A 24,926-nucleotide genomic window follows, 5' to 3' on the forward strand; every position below is an offset into this window, starting at 1 on the left:
TATGAATAAACTTACAGACGCCATAAAACACATTATAATTTTAAATGTAATTCTATTTATTGCTCCGCAATTATTAAAATTAGATTTTACAAATATGTTGGCTTTACATTTTCCTAAAAATGAACATTTTGGCTTTTGGCAATATGTAACACATATGTTTATGCACGGTAGTTTTCCGCATATTCTATTTAATATGTACGGTTTATGGGCATTCGGGACACCATTAGAACAAATGTGGGGAAAAAAGAAATTTATATTTTTCTATTTTTCATCGGGCATCGGCGCAGGCCTTATTTATACGTTGGTTAATTATTACCAATTTAACGGTATTTATGATCAGTTAGTAAGTTTTGGTTTATCAAACGGAAGTATTCAGAACATTCTTGATATCGGGAGTTATAATGACCCAAGAATAGCATTATCAAACGAAACCATGAAAAAATTTTACAGTTTATACCACACACCAGCAGTTGGTGCTTCAGGTGCTGTTTATGGAGTTTTAGTAGCTTTTGGTTTGTATTTTAAAGATGCAAAATTAGCGCTGTTATTTTTACCAGTTCCTATAGCTGCAAAATATTTTATCCCTGTAATGATTTTAGGAGATTTATTTTTCGGTATGACAAAATATTCTGTAGGTAACGTTGCTCATTTTGCGCATATTGGAGGTGCTTTAATAGGATTTATTATTGCTTACTATTGGAAACAAAATAATTTTAAAATAAGCTAATGAACATTATACAAGAAATAAAAGGAAGATATATTTCAGGAAATATTATTGAGAAACTTATCTTTATCAATATTGGCGTTTTTGTTTTTGCGCTTTTATTAACGGTATTTTCAAAATTATATAATGGAGAAGGTAGTTTTATAGCAGATTGGTTTGCATTAAGTGACAACTTTAATTCGATGTTATTTAAACCTTGGTCTATAATTTCTTACGGATTTTTACATGCTGGTTTTCTGCATATTTTATTTAATTGTATTGGTTTATATTTTATCGGAAATTTATTTCTTCAATATTTTTCAGAAAAGCAATTGTTAAGTTTCTATTTATTAGGTACTTTTTTTGGCGGAGTTTTATATTTATTAAGTCAGAATTACTTTCCTTTATTTCAAGGTAGATCTTCTAGTTTAGTAGGTGCTTCGGCGGGAGTTTCTGCCATTTTTGTAGGCGTTGCAACGTACATACCAAACTACGAATTAAAAATTCGTTTTATTGGCTACGTAAAATTATGGTATTTGGCAGCTATTTGGGTTGGTTTAGACGTTTTGGGCTTAATTGGTACCAATGCTGGTGGTAATTTTGCACATATAGGAGGCGCTTTATTTGGTTTTTTATATGTAAAAAGAGCAAGTAACAAAGAAATTACAGTGTTCGATTCTATTGGTAGTCTCTTTAAAAAGAAAGAAAAGCCATTACAAACAGTCTATAAATCGACTGAAAAAAAAGCACAAAGGCAACCCAATTTAGAGCAGCAAGAAATCAATGAAATTTTAGATAAAATTAGCAAATCTGGTTACGACACCTTAACAAAATCTGAAAAAGAGTTCTTGTTTAAACAAGGCAAAAAATAGTATAATTACTCACCAACGTGAAAAACTTATCGTTTATACATAAGGTTATTTTTATAATCAACTCTTTGTTGGCTGCATTTCTGTTGCTTTCTTATTTGCTTCCTTTCGTATCACCTAACAGAAACGCTATTTTTGCCATCGTAAGTCTAATAGTGCCTTTTTTAATTCTTATTAATATTCTTTTTATGCTTTTTTGGTTGATAAAACTAAAAAAACAACTTATTCTCTCTGCTTTCGTTCTTACTATCGGCTGGTTTTTTACCCCTCCTATCTATAAACTAACTAGCAATAAGTCTTCTTTAAATACTGATTTAAAAGTGATGAGTTACAATGTAAGAATGTTTAACCATTGGAAATGGATTGCCGGAGACAGCATCCCACAAAAAATCCATAAATTTGTGGTAGACAAATCGCCCGATATTTTATTATTTCAAGAATATTATAGTTTAGAAAAACAGCAATTTTCGTATCCTTATAAATATATAAAAACCAAAACTAGTAAAGCTAAAATAGGCTTGGCCATTTACTCTAAATTCCCGATTATAAACACGGGTTCTTTAGATTTAAAAAACACCTCTAACAATATTATTTTTGCCGATATAAAAAGAGAAAAAGACACGATAAGAGTCTATAATTTACATTTACAATCTTTACAACTGAAAACTGATAAAGAAAACTTCGGACAAGAAAATTCAGAAAAATTAATTGCCCGATTAAAAGAGGGGTTCATAAAACAAGCAGCACAAACCGAAGTATTTCTAAAGCATGAAAAAAAATGGAAAGGTAAAAAAATAGTTGCTGGCGATTTTAATAACACTTCTTACTCTTGGGTGTACAATCAAATTGCATCCAATAAAAAAGATACTTTTATAGAAGCTGGCCAAGGCTTCGGAAAAACATTTAACTACTGGTTTCCTATGAGAATCGATTTTATTTTAACAGATGAAAACGCAATTGTAAATCAATTTCATTCTTTTTCTGAAAATAATTCTGACCACACCCCTATTCTAGCCAAAGTAAATTGGTAATATTCTTTATATTAGCCTAAATATTTTCTTTTAAATTTATGAAACATTTTGATGTTGCAATTATTGGTAGTGGACCTTCTGGCGCCTCAACAGCATTTTATTTAGGCCAACAAGGTATTACTACCGTAATTATAGAAAAAGAAACACTCCCAAGATATAAAACATGTGGTGGTGGTTTTGTAAATAGAGGTAAAAAGGAAATGCCTTTTGATATTTCTGAAGTTGTAGAACGCGCGTTTTTTACAGTAGATAGTTATTTTAATAATAATGAAAAAATTGTCTATAAATCTAGTAAAAACATTCCTATTGTTACGATGATTATGCGCGATGCCTTTGATAATCTAATTACACAAAAAGCAAAAGAATTTGGAGTTACCTTATTAGAAAATCATAAACTAATAAGCATCGATTTTATTGGTGAAAAATCGATCTTAAAAACTTCTCAAGGAGAAATTTCTGCAAATTTTGTTATTGCTGCAGATGGTGTTTTGAGTACGACTGCAAAAATGGCGGGATGGAAAGAAGACACAAGAAAATTAATTCCTGCATTAGAATATGAAGTTAAAGTTTCTGCAGAAGATTTTGAGCGACTTTCTAAAACTGTTCGTTTTGATATTGATGCAGTTCCTTATGGATATGCATGGAGTTTTCCGAAAAAAAATCATTTGTCTTTAGGAGTTTTAACGACCAAAAAAGGAAAAATTAATTTAAAAGAATATTATAGAAAATATATTGAAACTTTAGGGATTAAAGAAATTATACAAGAAGATGCACATGGTTTTCAAATTCCGATTGCACCAAGAACAGACGGCTTTGTAAAAAACAATGTATTTTTAATAGGAGATGCTGCTGGTTTTGCAGAACCAATTACAGCCGAGGGTATTTCTAACGCAATTTTAAGCGGAAAATATGTTGCCGAAGCAATCATTGAAAGTAATTTAAATAAAGCATTGGCCGCAAAAATCTATTTAGAAAAATTAAATATCAAGTTATTACCTGAACTAAAATCTGGTCAAATTTTAGCTAAATTTTTCTACCACCAAAACCCTGTTAGGAACTTTATTCTTACTAAATACGGACAACATTTTAACAATATCATGGTCGATGTTTTACACGGAGATAGACCTTTTCCTACAAATGTTGCAGAAAAACTAAAAGCTAAAATTAAAGAAAAGTTGATAGTGAAACTCAATTTTGAAAAAAAGTGAAGCTGTGATTACAAAATTGTAAGTTGAACTAAATCTGCTTTATGTGCTGAACTTGTTTCAATATCTAGCGGAATCTTGCTTCAGAATTTAGCAGCATCTCGGATTTAACAAACCGACCCTATAAGTCGAAATATTAAAAGATATTCCTTTTGAATACCTCGATGGCGTTACTTCGAAGTTGTTCTTTTACTTGCACTTTCTTTAGCTTTTTTTTGTTATAATGCTTTTTATCAGCAATATAAACGGTCTTTAAAACTTCTGCAAAAACGACACTTTTATCTTTATTAGTAAGTTGAATATTTTTAATTAAATCGATTTCCTTTATAATTTCTACATCTTTTTTAATTTGTGTTATTTCATCCGCAGTAAAATAAAATTAACATAACAGTTTTCTTTGGCTGGTCTTTTAAATTTGATGGTTGCAGCTTTATCACAAACCACATAATTAGCACCTAAAATGTTCATTAATTGAATCATAAAAATAGGATCGGTTGCAGAGAACAAACTTCCTCCAAGAATCGATCCTACATAATTACTATCTTTATAAGACAATTTAATAGGAACGTTAACCTTACATAAATCATCAGAAACCTCATAAATTTTCCCAGTAGTTCTTCTATACATAGGAGAAAGGTTAACGCCATATTTATAAATAGTACTCTTGTTGATAAACTTTTCTAAAATTTTTGAAATGGTTGCATACCTTAATTATTTTCTAAATCTAAAATATAGTTTCATTTTAAAAACTAATAATTGCTAATGTTGATACATTTTTTTATCGCAAATTTAAGATTTCTAGCTTCAATATTATTTTTTATGGTTGATAATCTCTTTTAAAAATAACAAATAAAAACCTGCAGTTTCTAGGTAGACTTTAGCAGAATCTTTACTTAAATACCTCTGTAAAAACATCATTGCACATTACCCTTTACAGAGTAAAACATAATTGATCTAAAAACAACATACACTTAAAAGTAGCTTGTTACTTTCTGTTTAATGAAATACTTATAAAGTATTCATAGTGTCCGACTAAAAATAGTTTAGGTTCATAAATCGTTTTAAAATTAAGGGGTTTCACTTGCTTTTTAAAAGGATATCTTATTTTTTGAATTAATTTTCAAATAAAAATTCATCCCTATTTTTTTCTGACTTTAAGTTAGTAATAATCAAATCTTGGTTCTAAAAGGCTAAGCGCACTGACTCTTTTCAGTATAGTAAGAATAAAGTATCTAAAATCAGTTTTCTTATAAGTAATCTTTCCGTTTCAAAAATCATCAATATTATTGTAGATTTACAGTCCATAAAAGTACAAGAATGATTGCAGATAAAAAAGTAGCTTTTTATACATTAGGCTGTAAATTAAATTTTTCTGAAACATCAACCATTGCAAGAAACTTTGTAGAAGAGGGTTTTAAACGTGTTGATTTTGAAGAAGAAGCAGATATTTATGTAATCAATACATGCTCTGTTACCGATAATGCAGACAAGCGCTTTAAATCGATTGTTAAAAATGCCCTAAAAAAAACGACGATGCTTTTTTAATAGCCGTTGGATGCTACGCACAATTAAAACCAGAGGAATTAGCTGCTGTTGATGGTGTAGATTTAGTTTTAGGAGCTACAGAAAAATTTAATGTAACAAGTTATATCAACGATTTAAGTAAAAATGAGGTTGGCGAGGTACATTCTTGTGAAATTTCTGATGCCGATTTTTACGTGGGTTCTTACTCTATTGGTGGCAGAACGCGTGCTTTTTTAAAAGTACAAGATGGCTGTGATTATAAATGTACCTATTACACAATTCCTTTAGCTCGCGGAATTTCTAGAAGTGATGCTTTAGAAAATGTTATTGGAAATGCAAAAGAAATTGCGTCAAAAGGAATTAAAGAAATAGTTTTAACGGTTGCTAATATTGGTGATTACGGAAAAGGAGAGTTTGGTAATAAAAAACACGAACACACTTTTTTAGACCTCGTAAAAAAATTAGACACTTTAGATAATATTCATCGTTTGCGAATTTCATCTATAGAACCTAATTTATTAAAAGATGAAACCATTGATTTTGTTTCTAAATCGAATTCTTTTGTACCACATTTTCATATTCCTTTGCAATCTGGAAGTGACGAGTTGCTTAAAAAAATGAAACGTAGATATTTGTCTAATACCTGTACCAATAGAGTTTCTAGAATTAAAGAAACCATGCCAAATGCATGCATTGGTGTCGATGTTATTGTAGGTCTCCCTGGTGGAACAGACAAATTATTTTTAGAGACTTATAACTATTTAAACGAATTAGATATTTCTTATTTACACCTTTTCACCTATTCTGAAAGACCAAATACCGAGGCTGTAAATTTAAACGGTATCATTCCTAAAAAGGTACGTGCAAAGCGTAGTAAAATGTTGCGCGGTTTATCTGCTAAAAAAAGACATTCTTTTTATGAGAATCAATTGGGAAACCGCTTAACTGTTTTGTTCGAAAATGAAAATAAAGAAGGCTATATTAACGGGTTTACAGAAAATTATGTAAAAGTAAAAACGCCTTAAAACCCTGAATTAGTAAATACTTTACACAAAATTACCCTAACCAAAATTGATGACGACGGTTTGGTTCGGTTTGATTTTGTTAAAGATGCAGTCGCTGTCTAATTTGGCATCAATCTTGCAGTAATAGCATATACCACTTTATAATCATAAAGTACTATTCTAAAACTTACAATTTAAAATGTCTAAAACACACCTATATTTTATGCCTGGTTTGGCTGCGGGTCCAGAAATTTTTCATAAACTTAATTTGAATCCTATCCTTTATGAGTTTCATTATTTAACCTGGAAAAATCCTTTGGGTATAGATGAGTCGATTTCTAATTATGCAATGAGAATGACCGATGAAATAAAACATAAAAAACCTGTTCTGATTGGCGTTTCTTTTGGCGGAATTATAGTGCAAGAAATGAGTAAATTTATGGAGGTTAAAAAAATAATTATTATTTCTAGTGTAAAGTCTGCTGACGAGCTTCCTAAAAGATATAAAATAGCGAGTAAAAGTAAAATTTATAAGTTGTTCCCGACTCAAATAGTTACAAAATTCGAGAATTACGCTAAATTTTTTGTCGGAAAATCATTAGAAAAAAAGGCGAAAATGTATAAAAAATATCTTTCTGTAAGAGGAAAAAACTATATTAAATGGTCTATTCATAATGTTGTCAATTGGAAACAAGAAAAACCTTTAGAAGGCATTGTTCATATTCACGGAACAAATGACAATATATTTCCGTTTAAAAACATCAAAAATTGTATTAAAATTGAAGATGGAAATCACGCTATGATTATTTTAAGGGCAAAACAAATATCGCAAATAATTCATCAAAGTTTAGCTTGTTAAAGCTACTTGTATTCGTTACTTTTATCCTACTAAAAATAAATTTATTATGAACAAATACATCCGCATTCTATCACTTTTAAGCATCGTTATCGTAACCGTTCTATTTATAAACGCCATGGATAAAGATGAAATAGAGCCTACTACAAGCACTCATAAAACATATAAAATTAAATCTTTAAAACTACCAAACGATTTAAATTTGGCAGGAGAGAGAGTACCTATTGAAGAACAAGACATTCTAGAAAGAATGGAAAGAGAATTATTAGTAAACACGTACTGGCAGTCTAATGGTTTGTTACTTTTAAAACGAGCTAACAAATATTTTCCAATACTAGAACCGTTATTAAAAGAATATGGTTTACCAGATGATTTTAAATTTTTAGCATTAGCAGAAAGTGCTTTTATTGATGAAACTTCTTCTGCTGGTGCGGCAGGAATGTGGCATTTTATGAAAGCAACGGGGCAAGAATATGGTTTAGAAATAAACGATAATGTTGATGAACGATATGATATTAAAAAATCTACAAAAGTAGCTGCAGAATATTTAAAAAACTCTAAAGAACGTTTTGGTTCTTGGACTTTGGCTGCCGCTGCCTATAATGCAGGCAACTACGGAGTTTCTAGAAGATTAGAAACTCAAGAAGTTACTAATTATTATGATGCTAAATTACCCAACGAAACAGAGCGTTATGTTTTTAGAATTTTAGCTTTAAAAGAGGTCATGAACAACCCAGAAAAATATGGTTTTGTTTTTGAGAAAGAAGATTTATATACATTACCAAAAACAACAACAATTAAGGTAGACACTGTAATTACAAATATTACATCTTTTGCGAAAGGATATGGATTAACATACAAAGAGTTTAAAATTCATAACCCATGGTTAAGAGAGAATAGATTAAATAATAGAAGTAGAAAAGAATACGAAATTAAAATACCCGTAAAATAAAATCTTATTCAATTATTTTTTGCACTCTACCTACTAAACCAGATTCTAATTGCACTTTAATGCCGTAAGGATGATGCAGCGATTTAGTGAGTATTTTAGCAATTCTGCCCGCGGTTAGCTCTCCTGTTCGTTGGTGTGGCTTTTGAACAATTTCTACAAATAACCCAATTTTAATATTCACTCTTTTTCTACCGTCAATCATCTTATAAATTTTTACGAATTTAAAAAAGCCTATCATATGTGATAGGCTTTTTTTTTAAAAATTAAATGAGCACAAACTCTAGTACTTTATAAAAAACTAATTACGAGACACTTTTTTCACTATGATAACAAGATTTATAAATATCTTCGTACACAGGCACTATAGTATCTAAAGAAAAATTCTTTGCGTGTTCTTTAGCATTTTCCTTAAATTGTTCTAAAACTACATTGTCTTTTAAAATAGAAATTGCATTTTTTGCCATGTCTTCAATAGCACCCAGATTACTTAAATACCCAGTTTTACCATTAATATTCACTTCTGGCAAACCACCAGTATTTGTAGAAATTACAGCTGTTTTAGCAGCCATTGCTTCTAATGCTGCCAAACCAAAACTTTCTGTTTGAGAGGGTAGTAAAAACACATCAGAATAACATAAAATCTTATCTATTTCTGTACTATTTCCTAAAAAGAATACTTTACTTTTAATACCTAATTGCTTTGCTAAAAGTTCTGCTTTTTTTCTTTCTGGTCCTTCACCAATCATTAATAATTTAGAGGGAATCTCTTTTTGAACTTCGTAAAAAATTCTTACCACATCTTCAACTCTTTTTACAGGTCTAAAATTACTTATATGCGTTAAGATTTTCTCGTTTGGTTTTGCCAAGGCAACTCTCTTACATTCCTCCTCTTTGGCTTTATTATATTTTTCTACGTCAATAAAATTATACACCACTTCAATATTTTTATGAATATTGAAAAGCTGATTTGTAGTTTTCTTTAAATTATTAGAAACTGCCGTAACAACATCAGAATTATTAATACTAAATTCTACCGCTGTTTTATAGGTAGGATGACTCCCAACAAGAGTAATATCGGTGCCATGCAAGGTTGTTACCACGCCAATATCAATCCCTTTTTCTTTCAGCATTTGTTTTGCCATATAAGCGGCATACGCATGCGGAATTGCATAATGCACATGTAAAACTTCTAGTTGGTGTTTTTGAACAACTTCTACCATTTTACTAGACAACGCTAACTCGTATGGTTGATATTGAAATAATGGATATTCTTCTATTAAAACTTGATGAAAGTGTAAATTATGTGATAAAAAATCTAAACGAACTGGCTGATTATAAGTAATAAAATGTACTTCGTGACCTTTGTCCGCCAAAGCCATTCCTAACTCTGTAGCCATTACTCCACTTCCTCCAAACGTTGGGTAACACACAATTCCTATTTTCATATTTTATTAAATAATTAAATAATTTATAAATCTTTAATTGTAAAGGTACAAGTAATCTTACGGTTCAAATCTAAATAAAAGCATAAAAAAAGTTTCTCAATTTAATGAAAAACTTTTTTTAAATATTTTTTAATAAAAAGATTTCGCTTGATCTTAAAACAAGTTCAGCACATAGAACGGGATTAGCTTAACTTACAATTTTAAGTTCGTCTTTTAGACTTCTTAAAATTAAGTTTCATTAATAATCGCCTAAAGTTTCAGGGTTCTGTGCTAAAGCACTTTCTAATTGGTCGTCACTTGGCGCTTTACCGTGCCATGCATGTGTATGCATCATAAAATCTACGCCATTACCCATCTCTGTGTACAATAAAATACAAACTGGTTTCCCTTTTCCTGTTAATGCTTTTGCTTTAGCTAAACCCACTAAAATTGCATCCACATCATTCCCTTTTTTTACCTCTAACACATCCCAACCAAAAGCCTCAAACTTTGCTTTAATACTTCCCATTGGTAAAACATCATCGGTAGCACCGTCAATTTGTTTTCCGTTTAAGTCGATGGTAGCAATTAAATTATCTACTTTTTTTCCTGATGCATACATAATTGCTTCCCAGTTTTGGCCTTCTTGCAATTCTCCATCACCATGTAAAGTATATACTATTTTATCATCACCGTTTAATTTTTTAGCTTGTGCGGCACCAATACCAACAGACATTCCTTGACCTAAAGAACCAGATGCGATTCTTATTCCAGGCAAACCTTCATGCGTTGTTGGGTGTCCTTGTAAACGAGAATCTAACAGTCTAAACGTTGCTAATTCTGATACTGGAAAAAAACCACTATGAGCCAAAACACTATAAAAAACAGGGGAAATATGCCCGTTAGAAAGAAAAAATAAATCTTCATTCTTTCCATCCATATCAAACTCTGTCGAATATTCCATTACTTCTTGATACAAACAAGTAATAAATTCTGCACATCCTAAAGATCCTCCTGGATGACCTGAATTTACTTTATGCACCATTCTTAAAATATCTCTACGAACTTGTTGTGTAAAATCTTGTAATTTTTCTGTTGTTGGCATTTTATGATTTTATTTTATATCGACAAAAATACAAAAGTGATTGTATTAGAATTGAATTAATAAATTATTTATTTGAGATTTTTTAAAAGCGTTTTTTAGAACGCGAATTTCATTAATTCATATTCTCTAAAATATCAGTTCGAGTGATGCTGCTTTTTTTTACAGTATTGTATCGAGAACCAATTAAAGTTTTAAAATACCTTCTCTTAAAATTAAATTTATAATTTTAATTGGTTAATATATGAATTAAAATCAAGTTTTCTGCTTCTTCTTTTTAGCTGCAGGAAACAACACATTATTTAGAATTAACCGATATCCTGGTGAAGTAGGATGCAAATCTAATTCCGTTTTTGGATCACCAACTCTATGTGTATAATCTTCTGGATCATGACCGCCATAAAAGGTAAACATGCCTTTTCCTTTGGTTCCATGAATATAACGTGCTTCTCTATTCGTTCTGTTTTCACCTAGAACCAGCACGTTTGTTTTTACAGTACTTCTATCAAAAGAAGTGGTTTGCCCCATAAAACCTTTTACTAAAGTGGTGTGATTTTGGGTTAACATTGTAGGAACGGGATCCCATTTTGCAGAAAACGCTATTAAAGAAAAATAATCTGATGTTTTTGGAATTTTACGTTTTCTTGTCATATCAATCGAAGAAAACTCATATGTAGTTGGGTTTTTAACCAAATCAAAATCTTTAAAAGCCAAGGTTTTATTGTAGTTGATTTTTGATTGATAATCAGGTGTTGTGGCATCACCATCAAACATTGCTTCTGCAATATCGACACCTTCTGCTGATAATGCAATATCAAAACTGTCGGTTGCAGAACACATGGCAAACATAAAACCGCCACCAATTACATAGTCTCTAATTTTTTTTGTAACTGCTAATTTTTCTTCGGATACTTTCGCATAGCCTAATTCAGTTGCTAACTTCTCTGCGCTTTGTTTTGCTTGAATATACCAAGGAGCTGTTCTAAAAGAGCCATAAAATTTACCATACTGACCCGTAAAATCTTCATGGTGTAAATGCAACCATTCATAGATCAATAATTTATCATCTAAAACATCTTTGTCGTAAATAACATCAAACGGAATTTCTGCATAGGTTAAAACCATCGTTACGGCATCGTCCCAAGGCATTTTGTCTTTTGGCGAATACACGGCTATTTTCGGAGCTTTTTCTAACGTTACTGCATCTTGATTTGATGACGGCGCAGAAATTTCTTGCAATATCAATTGCGATTTTGCATCAGAAATTACTTCATAAGAAACACCTCTAATTTTACATTCGTTTTCAATGGCTTTATTATTCTCTATTAAAAAGGCACCTCCATCATAATTTAACAACCATTTCGATTTTAAACCAGCTTCTAATCCGAAGTAAACAATTCCGTATGCTTTTAAATGATTTTTTTGATTCTCATTGCTCATAGGCACATAAATAAAGGATGCCCAAATTGAGTTTGAAATTAACAAAAATGTTACTATTGTTATGAGTTTTTTCATCGATAAAATTATCTTTTAAAGTTTCTTAATTATTATACTTTTTAAACCAAGCTAAAGTATGTGCAACCTTACTAATTAAATTACTAGGCTTTCGAGCAATGCCATGAGATGCTCCTGGAATTTCGACTAAAACAGTTTCAATTTTCCGCAACTTTAAAGCATGGTATAATTGTTTTGCTTCACTTGGTGGTGTTCGTAAATCGTTCATCCCAACCATGACCATTGTTGGTGTTTCTATATTACCAACGAGTGATATTGGAGAAAAGTTCCAATAAGTTTCAAAATTCTCCCAAGGTTGACCCGGAAGTCGTGAATTTGCATATCCAAAATAATTATCAGCAACCAATGTTTTACTAATCCAATTCATCACTGGTTTTACAACAACAGCGGCCTTAAATCGGTTGTTTTTCCCAACAATCCAAGCAGTCATTATTCCTCCTGCGCTTCCACCTGTTACAAACAATTTCTTGTTATCTACAATTCCTTTTTCAACTAAATAATCTACACCATCCATTACATCATTATAATCTTGGCCTGGATAATTATGATACAATAAGTTTGCAAACTCCTCTCCATAACTAGTACTTCCTCTCGGATTTGGATAAAATACAACATAACCATCCGCCGCATATAATTGGATTTCTGCTGTAAAACGATCGCCATAATTTAGAATTGGACCTCCATGGTTTTCTACCATTAACGGATATTTTTTTGAAGCATCGTAAAAAGGTGGTTTTACAATCCAACCTTGAATATCTCTTCCGTCATAGGACGATTTGTACCAAACTTCTTCTGTTTTGCCTAATTCTCGATAACTTAAAACATCCTGGTTTAGATTCGTAATAAGTTTAGGTGCTTTTTTATTCTCAATAACGGTTAATTCTGCAGGATATTCTGGTCGTGATTGTGTGTATACTATAGTTCCATTATTCGAAACGGAATACGATCCTGAAGCGTAGGGTCTTCCTATTGTTGTTCCTCCTAAATTATCTGCCAGCTTTACTAATTTTCCGTCGATAGAAATATGTGCTACTTTCGAGTTTCCTTTTTCATCAAAAGTACAATACAGACCTTTGCCCGCTGTATCCCAAGAGATATTTGAAATACTAGAGTCGAAATTTCCAGAAATTACCTTTCGATCACTTCCATCAGAATTCATAGTATAAAGCAAAGCATTTTGGTGTGCCTGTGCTTTGTCTTCAAATCCTAAAAACGCAATGAGTTTTCCATTAGGAGATACTTTGGGTGCATAATCAGGTCCATTCTGTGAAGTCAAAACCGTAATAATTTTAGCACTTATGTCTACTTTATATACTTCACTATTTCTAAAATCATATTCCCAATTTTCGACTCTGTTTGCCGAAAAGTATATCTCTTTACCGTTAGGTGAAAAAGACAAACTACCACTATGATTGTAATGATCACTCGTTATTTGTCTTGGGGTACCTCCTTCCGCAGGCATTATAAAAATATGAGTAAAACCGGGTTGCATGTATCCGCTACCATCTGCTTCATGTTTTAATCTGTCTGTAATTCTGGCAGGTTCAGCCCAAGCGGCTCCTTTTGGCTTCGCTGGCATTTTTACGATAACTGGCGGCTTTTTTGCTATGAACATTGTAAAAGCAATATGTGTTCCGTCGGGTGACCAAGAAAGATTTCCTGGTGACATTTCTAATTGCGATAATTTAGCAATTTGACCTGTTTTCACCCAATACATATAAATTTCCGAGCCTTCATCCGTGGTGCTAACAAATGCAATTCGATCTCCACTTGGTGACCATTTTGCTTGTGACTCGCCTACTTCTCTAGAGGTTAATTTTCTGTGTGATGAACCATCAGTATTCAAAATCCAAAGATTCCCTTTTGAATTATCTTTCATGAGATCAAATCCGTTTCTTCTGTAAATAATTTGTGATGCGTCAGGAGAAATTTGAGGATCTGAAGCCCATTCTAGAGAAAAAACATCTAAAGGTTGGAAGGCTATTTTCTGTTCTTGTGAAGATAGATTTTGAAAACCTATAAAAAATAGTATAAAAATTAAAAAATGTTTCATAAGCTTACTATTGAATTGATGCTTTTATTGTTGGCTAGTTTTGTGTTAAAAGAAAAGTAAATATGGTGAGGATTTTTTCATAAAGCGTGTATTATAAAGAATTTAAAAATTCATCGGGAGACATTACAGGAAGTGTAGCTTTTTTAAAATCTTTTGCGTTTCTAGTTAAGATAATATCGCAATTGGATTCTACGGCATTATAAAACTGAAGGGCATCTTCAAAATCCGAAAAATCAGAATTCAATCCTTTCTCTATAGTTTGTTCGTCAATTATACAAACATCACTAATTACTTTAAATTTTCTTAATTTTTCGACAGCTATTCTATTGCCTTCTGATTTTGATAAAAAATAACTTACTGTTGCATAAGATATTGGTGAAACAATAATTGTAAATTTATTGCTTTCTAAAAATGAGAGCACTCTTGCAATTGAGTCATAAAAAGGAATTCTTTCACCTAAAAAATCCAGCATCACATTTGTGTCTAAAAAAATACGTTTTTTCATTTGTACTTCTCTAAAAGATGCTCTCTATAAACTTCTCTTGCATCAATATCCGAAGAAATACTAACTCCTGTAGCAATACTTTTTACAAACGGCGAAATTTCAATTTCTTTTTTGTTAGATTTTTCTTTTTGAGTTAAAGAAGCCAAATAATTTTCAATCAATCTTGATAAACTTACCTGATTTTTTTTGGCATACTCTTTTGCTCGCTCAATAACAGATTTATCTAATTTTAATGTTAATTTAGAATCCATAATTAATGTTTATACGTACAAATATAATGAATTATTACGTATTAATTTTTATTGAAATGTTAAGAATGATAAAAATTAACTATCTACCAGTCTTCACCTTATTTTTCTAAATCTTCTTGGAGAATAAATCTTCCGTTTAAATAAACTTTATTTTTATTCAATTCTCGGTAGAATTTCTTCATTAAAAAAATAGCAAAGTTTGTATTTGGTAAACACTTTTATTAAAACGAACTGATACTACTACTTTTAGACGTTCAATGTACTTGTTAAACTATTAAAAACTAAAATACACAATTACTTTGAAGCAATTGTGTATTTCTAAAACTTTATAAATTCTTTACTATTTTAAAAAGGCATATTGTCATCATCCCCACCAAAAGCATCTTTAGGCTCAATTCGTTGATCAGGAAAAACATCATCCGGAAAATCTGCATTCATAGAAGATTGGAATTCTGAACTAAAACCTTCTTCTAAATCAGAGAATTTAGCCAAATGCCCAGTAAATTTTAAACGAATATTATCTAAACCACCATTTCTGTGTTTTGCAACAATAAATTCTCCTTGACCTTCACATGGAGTGTGTTCATCATCATCCCACTCTGTCATTCCGTAATATTCTGGTCTAAAAATAAACGATACAATATCGGCATCTTGCTCAATAGCTCCAGATTCACGTAAATCTGACAATAACGGTCTTTTAGATCCTCCACGGGTTTCTACCGCACGTGATAATTGAGAAAGTGCAATAACGGGCACTTCTAATTCTTTTGCTAAAGCTTTTAAGTTTCTAGAAATCATTGAGATTTCTTGTTCACGGTTTCCTCCTGCTTTTCCGCCGGCAGTCATTAATTGTAAATAATCAATCACAATAATTTTTACTCCGTGTTGTGAAACCAAACGTCTTGCTTTTGCACGTAAATCGAACACAGACAGCGACGGTGTATCATCAATAAAAATGGGTGCATCAGATAATTTCTTAACCTTTACATTTAATTGTTCCCACTCATGCGGTTCTAAATTTCCTTTTCTTAATTTTTCTGAAGTTAAACCCGTTTCTGAAGAAATCATACGTGTAATTAACTGAACAGAAGACATCTCTAATGAAAATACAGCAACACCATGACCAAAATCTATCGCCATATTTTTTGCCATCGAAATAACAAAAGCCGTTTTTCCCATACCCGGACGTGCGGCGATAATTACTAAATCGGATGGTTGCCAACCAGAAGTTAACGCATCTAATTTTGTGAATCCGGTTTCTAAACCAGACATTCCCTCCGAATTACCTATTTCTTGAATTTTCTTTAGAGCTTGCTTTACAAGAGATCCTGCATCTTCTGAACTCTTTTTTAAATTCCCTTGAGTAACTTCAAAAAGCTTTGCTTCGGCATCGTCTAATAGCTCGAAAACATCAGTACCATCATCATACGCATTTTCTATAATTTCTGATGAAATGGAAATTAATTTACGCTGAATATATTTTTGTAAGATGATTCTAGCATGAAACTCAATGTGCGCAGAAGAAGCAACTTTTTGAGTTAAACGAATCAAAAAGAAATCGCCACCAACAAACTCTAACTTTCCATTCTTTTTTAACAAGTTAGAGACTGTTAAAATATCTATGGGTTCAGAATTTTGAAACAATTGATAAATCGCTGCATAAATTTCTTGGTGTTTAGAATCGTAAAAAGCATCAGAACTCAAGACGTCTATCACATCATCAATTCCTTTTTTATCGATCATCATTGCCCCTAGTACAGCTTCTTCTAACTCTACTGCTTGTGGGGGAATCTTCCCTTTTTCAAGACTTATAATTCTTGATTTATCTATCTTTTTTCCTGCTACAGGAGTCGTTTTTTCCATCATTACAAATGTACTTTTTTTACAGGTGAAATTGCACTTTGAAATGTAATTTTCTTTGTTCACAAAAATGTATAAAAATTGTGATTAGAGTGTTAATAACTCTCTAACTTCCAAAATGAAACCTTATTTTTACACCAATGAAATGGAACAAAACACGGATTTTTTTGGCAATTTTTCTGCCAATTCAAGTTTTAGTACTGCAAATTGTGGCAAAAAATCCTGCATTTGTAGAGAAGTATTATTCAAACGGAATTTACCCTTACCTCTCCTCTTTTTTTAGAATTCTCTTCGGTTGGGTTCCTTTTTCTGTTGGTGATGTATTGCTAGCTTTTGCTCTTTTTGTTTTTCTTCGTTTTTTAATTCGATTGCTAAAAACGAGATTCAAAAACTTTATTCCGAAGATAATTCATTTTGTGGCAATTTTTTCTGTGGTTTATTTTTGCTTTTATCTTTTCTGGGGGCTAAATTATTACAGAGAACCTTTGGCTAAAAATTTAGGCTATGATCAATCAAAATACACCACAGAACAGCTTACAAAAGCAACAAAACATATTATTGAAAAACTGAATTACTATCAACTTAAAATTGCAAAAAACGATACTTTAAAAGTAGAAAACCCGTATCATCAAGAGGAAATGTATACAATGGCGATTGCTGGTTATGCTAATCTATCAAAAGAATATCCGCAATTAACCTATCAATTTCCATCTGTAAAAAGCTCATTAATGAGTACTTTACAAAGTTATAATGGCACCTCGGGTTATTTAAATCCAATAACGGGTGAGGCGCAGGTTAATGATAAGGTTCCTAAAACAAGTTACCCAACAACGACTTGTCATGAAATGGCGCATCAAATAGGTTTTGCCGCAGAAAACGAAGCAAATTTTGTTGGTTTTTTAGCCGCTAATTATAATGACGATGTTTATTTTAAATATGCAAGTTATAGAATGGCTTTTGGATATTGTATTTCAGAAATCAGAAAACGAGATATCAATTTATCTCAAGAACTTTGGCAAACTGTACATAAAGGAATTATCAAAGATTATAATGAGAGTTATGATTTTTGGCAACAGTATAAAAACCCTTTTGAACCAATTATTAAAAAAGGATACAGCGTCTATTTAAAAGCCAATAAACAAGCTAAAGGCATAGCCTCTTATAATTATGTAGTTGATTTGTTGCTTCATTATTTTGAAACCTCTAAAGAAATCTAGTTTTCTTAAAACTTTGTTAAAAACGTAAAAATTAACTTTTTCCAAAAAGCGTATCTATAAATTTAGCGTCAATTCAAAACAAATCAAACTACATGAAAAAACTATTATTCTTACTCTTTTTCTTGTCACTAACTGTTATTCAGGCACAAGATTATTTTCCTACGGATTCGGGAGTAAAAACCACAGAAAACACAACGTTTGCATTTACCAATGCAACCATCTATTTAACTCCTGATGAAGTTATCAAAAACGGAACGCTACTTATTAAGGATGGCAAAGTTGTAAGTGTTGGCAAATCAGTAAAAATTCCGAAAGGAGCAAAAACAACCGATTTAGAAGGCAAAATAATTTACCCTTCTTTTATTGATATTTATGCTGATTTTGGAATCGAAAAACCAAAAAGATCTTCTAGTACTTCTAGAACAACGCAGTATGATGCTTCTCGAGAAGGCTATTATTGGAATGATCATATTAGACCCGATACAAACCCTATTGAAGATTTTAAATTTGATAGCAAAAAAGCAAAAGAATTAATCGATGCTGGTTTTGGTGTGGTAAATACACACATGCAAGATGGTATTATTCGAGGAACTGGTTTATTAGTTGCTCTAAACCCAAACGCTTCTAATGCGTATAGAATTTTAAATACAAAATCTGCACACTATTTATCTTTTGACAGAAGTGTACAAACGAGGCAATCGTATCCTAACTCTAGAATGGGCGCAATGGCTTTATTACGCCAAGTTTATAATGATGCTAATTGGTATGCAAAAGGCAACATGAAAAATAAAGACATGGCTTTAGAAGCTTTGAACGGGAATAAAAACTTGGTTCAAATTTTTGAAACGGGCAACCATTTAGACGCTTTAAGAGCCGATAAAGTAGGTGATGAATTTTCTGTTCAGTACACCATTGTAGGTTCTGGAGACGAATATGAACGTGTAACAGACATCAAAGCTACAAATGCAAATTTTATAATTCCGATTAACTTTAGCAATGCATATGATGTTTCAAATCCGCTTTTAGCGCAACAAATTTCCTTAAGAGATATGCGTAAATGGAATCAAGAACCTTCTAATTTAAGCGTTCTTTCTAAAAACGGCATTAATTTTGCGCTTACAACGCACGATTTAAAATCAGTAAAATCTTTTCATAAAAATCTGCAAAAAGCCATTAAATATGGTTTTGACACAACTAAGGCATTAGCAGCTTTAACAACAATTCCTGCTCAAATAATTGGTAGCACTGCTATTGGAAACTTAAAAACAGGAAGTCACGCGAACTTTATTATTACCTCTGGTGATATTTTTGATGCAAAAACTACACTCTTTGAAAATTGGGTTCAAGGTGGTCAAAATGTAATCAACGACATGAAAATCAAAGATATTACAGGTACGTACACAGTAAACGTAAATGATAAAAACTACGATTTAACCATTGCAGGCAAAGGAGCAAAACAAACTGGCGCGTTAAAAATGGAGGATAAAAAAGTAAAAGCTACATTTTCTTTTAAAGACAATTGGGTTTCTATGACCTTACATGAAGAAAGTGGTTTTACTAGAATGCTGGGAAAAGTTATTAATGTTGATAACGAAATGCAGGGAACCGCTTATGATTCCTTAGGTACTGAAACAACATGGTCTGCAAGTAAGAAAGCGATAGAAGACGATAAGAAAGAAACATCAGACAAAAAAGAAGAAAAAGAGGAAAAAGAGATGACCGTTTTTCCTGTTAGTTATCCTAATTTAGGTTTCGGAAATTTTACACAACCAGAAGCAACTACTATTTTGATAAAAAATGTTACGGTTTGGACAAGTGAAGATGACGGAATTTTAGAAAATACAGATGTCTTGTTAAAAGATGGTAAAATTGATAAGATTGGTAAAAATCTAAAAGCAAGAAAAGCGTTAGAAATAGACGGTACTGGCAAGCATTTAACAGCTGGCATTGTAGATGAACATTCGCATATTGCAACGTCTGCTGTAAATGAAGGTGGTCAAAACTCTTCTGCAGAAGTTACCATAGAAGATGTGGTAGATCCTACAGATATTAATATTTATAGAAATATTTCTGGAGGCACAACATCTGCACAAATATTGCATGGTTCGGCAAATCCTATCGGGGGTCGATCTGCAATTATCAAACTAAAATGGGGCGAAAATGCAGCTAATATGATGTATGATAATTCCCCTAAATTTATAAAATTTGCTTTGGGCGAAAACGTAAAGCAATCTAGAAGTTCAAACGGAGTTCGTTTTCCACAAACAAGAATGGGCGTTGAACAGATGTTTACTGATTATTTTACAAGAGCCAAAGAATATGAAGCTTTAAAGAAAAGTGGAAACTCGTATAGAAAAGATACAGAGTTGGAAACTTTGGTAGAAATTTTAAACGGAGAACGTTTTATTTCTTGTCATTCTTACGTGCAATCAGAAATTAATATGTTAATGAAAGTTGCAGAGAAATTTAATTTTAGAGTCAACACATTTACACATATCTTAGAAGGCTATAAAGTAGCCGACAAAATGGCAGAACACGGTGTTGGCGGTTCTACTTTTTCTGATTGGTGGGGTTATAAATACGAAGTTAATGACGCCATTCCTTTTAACGCAGCAATTATGCACAATGCTGGTGTAACGGTTGCTATTAATTCTGATGATGCAGAAATGTCTAGACGTTTAAACCAAGAGGCAGCAAAAACGATTAAATATGGCGGAATGTCTGAATTAGAAGCATGGAAAACCGTAACAATTAATCCTGCAAAATTATTACATATTGATGATAAAGTGGGTAGTATAAAGATTGGTAAAGATGCAGATGTTGTTTTATGGAGCGATCATCCGATGTCTATTTATGCCAAAGCAGAAAAAACGATTATTGACGGAAAAGTGTTTTTTGATCTAGAAAAAGATGCAAAAAAGCGTGTAGCAATTAGCGAAGAAAAAAGTAAATTAATTAACATGATGTTGAAAGAAAAAATGAGCGGAGGCAAAACCAAAGCACCTATGAAAAGAGGAGATATCAACTTTCAATGTGATACTTTAGAAGAACTTAAAAACTAAAAATAATGAAAAATATACTCTATAGTTTGCTGTTTTTCTTTTGTATAGGAAACAGCATTGCCCAACAAACACCCGCCAATAAGCAAAGTACAGCAGTTTCTATTGAAGGCGCAACAGCGCATTTAGGAAATGGACAAGTGATTAAAAATTCGCTTATTATGTTTGCCGATGGTAAAATTACATTTGTTGGAAGTGCAATGGCTAAAATTGCAAGACAAGGTACCGTAATAAAAGCTGAAGGAAAACACGTGTATCCTGGCTTTATTGCAGCAAATGCCTCTTTAGGTTTGGTAGAAATTGATGCTGTAAAAGCAAGTGCAGATTTAGATGAAATCGGTATTAACAATCCTCACATAAGAAGTTTAATAGCCTACAACGCAGAAAGTAAAGTTGTAGAATCTATGAGACCAAACGGAGTTTTAATGGCGCAAATAACGCCTAGGGGTGGCACAATTTCTGGCACTTCTTCGATTGTTCAATTAGATGCTTGGAACTGGGAAGATGCTGCTGTAAAAATAGATGACGCAATTCATATGAATTGGCCGGGAAGTTTTGCGCGCGGTAGATGGTGGTTAGGAGAAGATCCTGGTTTAAAAGTTGATGTAAAATATGGTGAGAATATTGAGAAAATAAAATCTTATTTTACAGATGCTAAAAATTATTTAGCAAGCAACAAAGAAAAGAAACACCTGCCTTATGAGGCGACTAAAGGATTGTTTAATGGTTCTCAAAAATTGTTTATCCATGTTACTGGGCAAAGAGAAATTACCGATGCTATTACAATTGCAAAAGAAGTAGGTATTGATAATTTAGTGATTGTTCGCGGAGACGGGGCAGATAAAGTAGCCGATTTATTAGTAAAACATAACATTCCTGTTATTTTAAACAGACCTCACAGAAATTCAGATAATGAAGATGATGCCTACGATTACACCTATACCATTGCCAAGATTTTAACCGATAAAGGAGTTTTAGTAAGTATTGGTATGGAAGGACAAATGGAACGTATGAATACCAGAAACCTTCCTTTTTATGCAGGTACTTTTGCAGCTCATGGTTTAGATAAAGAAGTTGCTTTGCAATTGCTAACCTCTAACACCGCAAAAATTTTAGGAATTGATGATATGGTAGGATCTTTAGAAGTTGGTAAGCATGCTACTTTATTTATTTCTGAAGGTGATGCGCTAGATATGCGAGGCAATCTTTTAACCAAAGCCTATATTCAAGGTAGAGATATTAGTTTAGAAACACACCAAACAGAGCTTTATAAGCGCTATTCTGATAAATACAAAACCAAGTAGCAATAAAATTTAAATATCAACTACATGCATTTTAAATAAAAAAAGCTCGCAATTTGCGAGCTTTTTCTTTTATATTTAATTTGTAGATTAAATAAAATTAATTATTGAAAGGTTTTGTTGACCATTCCCAACCAGAAAAACTCCATTTCTTTAATTTGGCATAATTATCTAAATTTAAGCCCCCTCTATTAGAAGCTCCTCCAGATCTTACATAACCAATATTTACTGTTTTTTTCTTTGTCTTACCATTAGACCAACTGCTACTTACATTATGAACTCTAACGTAAACAGTTCTTTCGTTCTGGTTAACAGCTCTAAATATTACATCATAATCACTAACTTTATAATATAAAGAAACTTCACCATCAGTTCCATGATAAGTGTATCCTGCTGTACTTTGAGAAAATATCCCAAGACTAAATAAACAAAATATTACTAGAAATAAATTAATTTTTAAACTTTTCATAATTTATGTTTTAAGATTAATAGAATACAAATATTGAACATTATGAAAGCAATTAATATACCTAGAAATAGGTAATTTATGCTGTGTAAAATTAATTCCTTAATTAAATTAACAGCTTATATTTTAGACAGATAAATTGATAAAAAACAAACAACAATAATTTATATTTATTCATAAATATTTTAAATAGAATTTCAGAAACAACATTCAGCTAAATTTGAATTATGACAACTTTTATATTAGTTCAAAAAAAAGGCTCGCAATTTGCGAACCTTTTTGGTTAAAATAGATAACAATAATACTGTAATCTTAAAAAAAACTTTCTCTTTTCATTGTTACTTTTTCTTTTTCAAATAATTAATAACAAGAACACAAATTACTGTTAAGCAGAGATTATCATTAGATGTATATAAAACAATACCCACAAAGAAGTATATTTGTAATAATGAAAGAAATTACAAGCATCCAAAATTCTTATATCAAGAATCTCTTAAAACTTCAAGAAAAATCTCGTGAACGTAAAAAACAAGGTTTATTTTTAATAGAAGGCAAACGTGAAATATCTTTAGCTGTCGCGGCTAATTACGAATTTGAAAATGTGCTTTTTTTAGAAAATTTTATTTCTGAAGATGAGATTTTACATCTTTTTAATCAAAATAGTAACAGAACCAAGATCTCTAAAGAAGTCTATCAAAAATTAGCGTACAGAGACTCTACAGAAGGTATTATTGCTGTTGCAAAAGCAAAAAGTTTTGCATTAGAAAACATTCGTTTTAAAAATAAAACTCCTTTAATTTTAGTAGCCGAGGGCGTTGAAAAACCCGGAAATATTGGTGCTTTGTTAAGAACTGCTGATGCAGCAAATGTTGATGCTGTTTTTATTGCAAACCCAAAAAGCGACTTCTATAACGCAAACATCATCCGTTCTAGCATAGGATGTGTTTTTACCAACCAAATAGCGACGGGAACATCCGAAGAAATTATTTCTTTTTTACAAAAAAAACAAATTAATATTTTTGCCACAACCTTGCAAAATTCAAACGAATATCATGAGGAAAATTACAACGGACCTACGGCAGTTATTGTAGGAACAGAAGCAACGGGTTTGTCAGAAATATGGAGAACACAAGCAACGCAAAACATTCACATACCCATGCAAGGTAAAATAGATTCTATGAATGTTTCTGTTGCGGCAGCCATTGTAATTTTTGAAGCAAAAAGACAACGATCGTTTAAATTATAAGTACATGAAAATATTGGGAATAGATATTGGGGGATCTGGAATTAAAGCTGCAATTGTAGATACAAAAACAGGAGAATTAACTTCTGAAAGACACCGCATTGCAACTCCAAAACCAGCTACACCAGAAGCAGTATCTAAAGTTGTAAAAGAAATGGTAGCTCATTTTAACTGGGAAAAAGCGGTTGGCTGTAGCTTTCCCACTACTATTGTTGATGGAAAGTGTATACATTCTGGAAATTTGAGTGAAAAATGGCTGAATGTAAAGGTTGATAAATTATTCAAAAAAGCATGCAAACTACCTTTTTATGTGAGTAATGATGCTGATTTAGCAGGAGTTGCAGAAGTAAGTTTAGGCGCTGGTAAAAACGAAAAAGGAGTTACTATCGTAATTACAATTGGTACCGGAATTGGCTCTGGTCTTTTTTATGATGGTAAGTTAATTCCGAATTTAGAGCTAGGTAAAATGCTGCATTCTGATGGTAAAATTATTGAATATTTTACTGCTGATTCCGTTAGAAAAAATGAAAACTTAACCCTTAAACAATGGGCGTTAAGGTTTGATAAATTATTGGATTATACAAGAATTGTATTTTCACCAAGTTTAATTATTTTAGGTGGCGGCATTAGCAAACGGTATGACGGTTTTAAAGAATATTGTAACTATTCAGCCATTTCCGGTAGGAACGGATTTTTGCTAAAAGCAAGCTGAATATTTTCTAGTACTTTTTGTTTATTTTTTTTGAGCGTTGTAATATATCCTCTAATTCTAGCAAAATATTGTGC

Annotated in this window: 21 protein-coding genes and 1 pseudogene; 12 read left to right on the top strand and 10 right to left on the bottom strand. The window is 31.8% G+C overall.

Annotation, left to right across the window (positions count from 1 at the left end; translation table 11 throughout):
* Position 1: 1 nt before the first annotated feature.
* The 4 genes from ES044_RS07485 to ES044_RS07500 all read left to right on the top strand — a co-directional run bounded on the left by ES044_RS07485 (position 2) and on the right by ES044_RS07500 (position 3,811).
* Positions 2 to 727, top strand: a complete 726-nt coding sequence (locus ES044_RS07485; protein WP_147118859.1) for a rhomboid family intramembrane serine protease — start codon at positions 2 to 4, stop codon at positions 725 to 727.
* Complete coding sequence (locus ES044_RS07490; RefSeq protein WP_147118860.1) at positions 727 to 1,575, top strand: rhomboid family protein; 849 nt, start codon at positions 727 to 729, stop codon at positions 1,573 to 1,575. The genes ES044_RS07485 and ES044_RS07490 overlap by 1 nt, the downstream gene beginning before the upstream one ends.
* A 320-nt stretch (positions 1,576 to 1,895) precedes the next feature.
* Entirely contained in the window at positions 1,896 to 2,603 is a 708-nt protein-coding gene (locus ES044_RS07495; protein ID WP_223269158.1) for an endonuclease/exonuclease/phosphatase family protein, read from the top strand.
* A gap of 38 nt (positions 2,604 to 2,641) precedes the next feature.
* Positions 2,642 to 3,811: a geranylgeranyl reductase family protein gene (locus tag ES044_RS07500; protein WP_147118862.1), complete on the top strand. Its 1,170-nt coding sequence runs from the start codon at positions 2,642 to 2,644 to the stop codon at positions 3,809 to 3,811.
* A gap of 351 nt (positions 3,812 to 4,162) precedes the next feature.
* Here ES044_RS07500 and ES044_RS19355 read toward each other — a convergent pair whose 3' ends face one another.
* The gene (locus ES044_RS19355) at positions 4,163 to 4,435 is read right to left on the bottom strand and encodes a DUF4442 domain-containing protein (RefSeq protein WP_317131224.1); all 273 of its coding nucleotides are present in this window, start codon (positions 4,433 to 4,435) and stop codon (positions 4,163 to 4,165) included.
* A 690-nt stretch (positions 4,436 to 5,125) separates the two neighbouring features.
* Between ES044_RS19355 and mtaB the strand changes: the two are divergent.
* The 3 genes and pseudogenes from mtaB to ES044_RS07520 all read left to right on the top strand — a co-directional run bounded on the left by mtaB (position 5,126) and on the right by ES044_RS07520 (position 8,144).
* Positions 5,126 to 6,459 (top strand): annotated as a pseudogene (gene mtaB / locus ES044_RS07510) (tRNA (N(6)-L-threonylcarbamoyladenosine(37)-C(2))-methylthiotransferase MtaB).
* A 76-nt stretch (positions 6,460 to 6,535) separates the two neighbouring features.
* A complete protein-coding gene (locus ES044_RS07515; RefSeq protein WP_147118863.1) occupies positions 6,536 to 7,195 on the top strand; it encodes an alpha/beta hydrolase in 660 nt (219 codons plus the stop codon).
* Positions 7,196 to 7,241: 46 nt separating this feature from the next.
* A complete protein-coding gene (locus ES044_RS07520; protein ID WP_147118864.1) occupies positions 7,242 to 8,144 on the top strand; it encodes a lytic transglycosylase domain-containing protein in 903 nt (300 codons plus the stop codon).
* A gap of 4 nt (positions 8,145 to 8,148) precedes the next feature.
* Here ES044_RS07520 and ES044_RS07525 read toward each other — a convergent pair whose 3' ends face one another.
* The 8 genes from ES044_RS07525 to dnaB all read right to left on the bottom strand — a co-directional run bounded on the left by ES044_RS07525 (position 8,149) and on the right by dnaB (position 16,857).
* Positions 8,149 to 8,346 carry a YwbE family protein gene (locus ES044_RS07525; protein ID WP_147118865.1) on the bottom strand — a complete coding sequence of 66 codons (198 nt, stop codon included), beginning with the start codon at positions 8,344 to 8,346 and terminating at the stop codon, positions 8,149 to 8,151.
* A 100-nt stretch (positions 8,347 to 8,446) separates the two neighbouring features.
* On the bottom strand, positions 8,447 to 9,589 hold the full coding sequence (bshA, locus tag ES044_RS07530; RefSeq protein WP_147118866.1) for an N-acetyl-alpha-D-glucosaminyl L-malate synthase BshA: 1,143 nt from the start codon (positions 9,587 to 9,589) through the stop codon (positions 8,447 to 8,449).
* Between the two features lie 238 nt (positions 9,590 to 9,827).
* On the bottom strand, positions 9,828 to 10,673 hold the full coding sequence (locus ES044_RS07535; protein WP_147118867.1) for a transketolase: 846 nt from the start codon (positions 10,671 to 10,673) through the stop codon (positions 9,828 to 9,830).
* Between the two features lie 252 nt (positions 10,674 to 10,925).
* Complete coding sequence (locus ES044_RS07540) at positions 10,926 to 12,185, bottom strand: asparagine synthetase B (RefSeq protein WP_223269159.1); 1,260 nt, start codon at positions 12,183 to 12,185, stop codon at positions 10,926 to 10,928.
* Positions 12,186 to 12,210: 25 nt separating this feature from the next.
* Entirely contained in the window at positions 12,211 to 14,238 is a 2,028-nt protein-coding gene (locus ES044_RS07545) for an alpha/beta hydrolase family protein (RefSeq protein WP_147118868.1), read from the bottom strand.
* 91 nt (positions 14,239 to 14,329) lie between these two features.
* Positions 14,330 to 14,743: a type II toxin-antitoxin system VapC family toxin gene (locus ES044_RS07550; RefSeq protein ID WP_147118869.1), complete on the bottom strand. Its 414-nt coding sequence runs from the start codon at positions 14,741 to 14,743 to the stop codon at positions 14,330 to 14,332.
* Positions 14,740 to 14,994 (bottom strand): DUF6364 family protein, encoded by a 255-nt coding sequence (locus tag ES044_RS07555; protein ID WP_147118870.1) that lies wholly within the window; start codon positions 14,992 to 14,994, stop codon positions 14,740 to 14,742. Before ES044_RS07555 ends, ES044_RS07550 begins: the two co-directional genes overlap by 4 nt.
* Before the next feature lie 345 nt (positions 14,995 to 15,339).
* Positions 15,340 to 16,857: a replicative DNA helicase gene (dnaB, locus tag ES044_RS07560; RefSeq protein WP_147118881.1), complete on the bottom strand. Its 1,518-nt coding sequence runs from the start codon at positions 16,855 to 16,857 to the stop codon at positions 15,340 to 15,342.
* A gap of 164 nt (positions 16,858 to 17,021) precedes the next feature.
* On the opposite strand from dnaB, the gene ES044_RS07565 reads away from it, so the two are divergent.
* From ES044_RS07565 to ES044_RS07575, 3 genes are all read left to right on the top strand, one after another.
* Entirely contained in the window at positions 17,022 to 18,071 is a 1,050-nt protein-coding gene (locus ES044_RS07565) for a DUF3810 domain-containing protein (RefSeq protein WP_223269160.1), read from the top strand.
* 92 nt (positions 18,072 to 18,163) lie between these two features.
* Positions 18,164 to 21,133: an amidohydrolase family protein gene (locus tag ES044_RS07570; protein ID WP_147118872.1), complete on the top strand. Its 2,970-nt coding sequence runs from the start codon at positions 18,164 to 18,166 to the stop codon at positions 21,131 to 21,133.
* 5 nt (positions 21,134 to 21,138) lie between these two features.
* Positions 21,139 to 22,434: an amidohydrolase family protein gene (locus ES044_RS07575; protein ID WP_147118873.1), complete on the top strand. Its 1,296-nt coding sequence runs from the start codon at positions 21,139 to 21,141 to the stop codon at positions 22,432 to 22,434.
* A 97-nt stretch (positions 22,435 to 22,531) separates the two neighbouring features.
* Here the strand turns inward: ES044_RS07575 and ES044_RS07580 are convergent, their stop codons facing one another.
* Positions 22,532 to 22,900: a hypothetical protein gene (locus ES044_RS07580; protein WP_147118874.1), complete on the bottom strand. Its 369-nt coding sequence runs from the start codon at positions 22,898 to 22,900 to the stop codon at positions 22,532 to 22,534.
* Positions 22,901 to 23,345: 445 nt separating this feature from the next.
* On the opposite strand from ES044_RS07580, the gene ES044_RS07585 reads away from it, so the two are divergent.
* A complete protein-coding gene (locus ES044_RS07585; RefSeq protein ID WP_147118875.1) occupies positions 23,346 to 24,143 on the top strand; it encodes a TrmH family RNA methyltransferase in 798 nt (265 codons plus the stop codon).
* Positions 24,144 to 24,147: 4 nt separating this feature from the next.
* Positions 24,148 to 24,852 (top strand): ROK family protein, encoded by a 705-nt coding sequence (locus tag ES044_RS07590; protein WP_147118876.1) that lies wholly within the window; start codon positions 24,148 to 24,150, stop codon positions 24,850 to 24,852.
* Positions 24,853 to 24,926: the final 74 nt, after the last annotated feature.

Origin of the sequence: Polaribacter sp. IC066, from assembly GCF_007997085.1 — a bacterium.
Classification (GTDB): Bacteria; Bacteroidota; Bacteroidia; order Flavobacteriales; family Flavobacteriaceae; genus Polaribacter.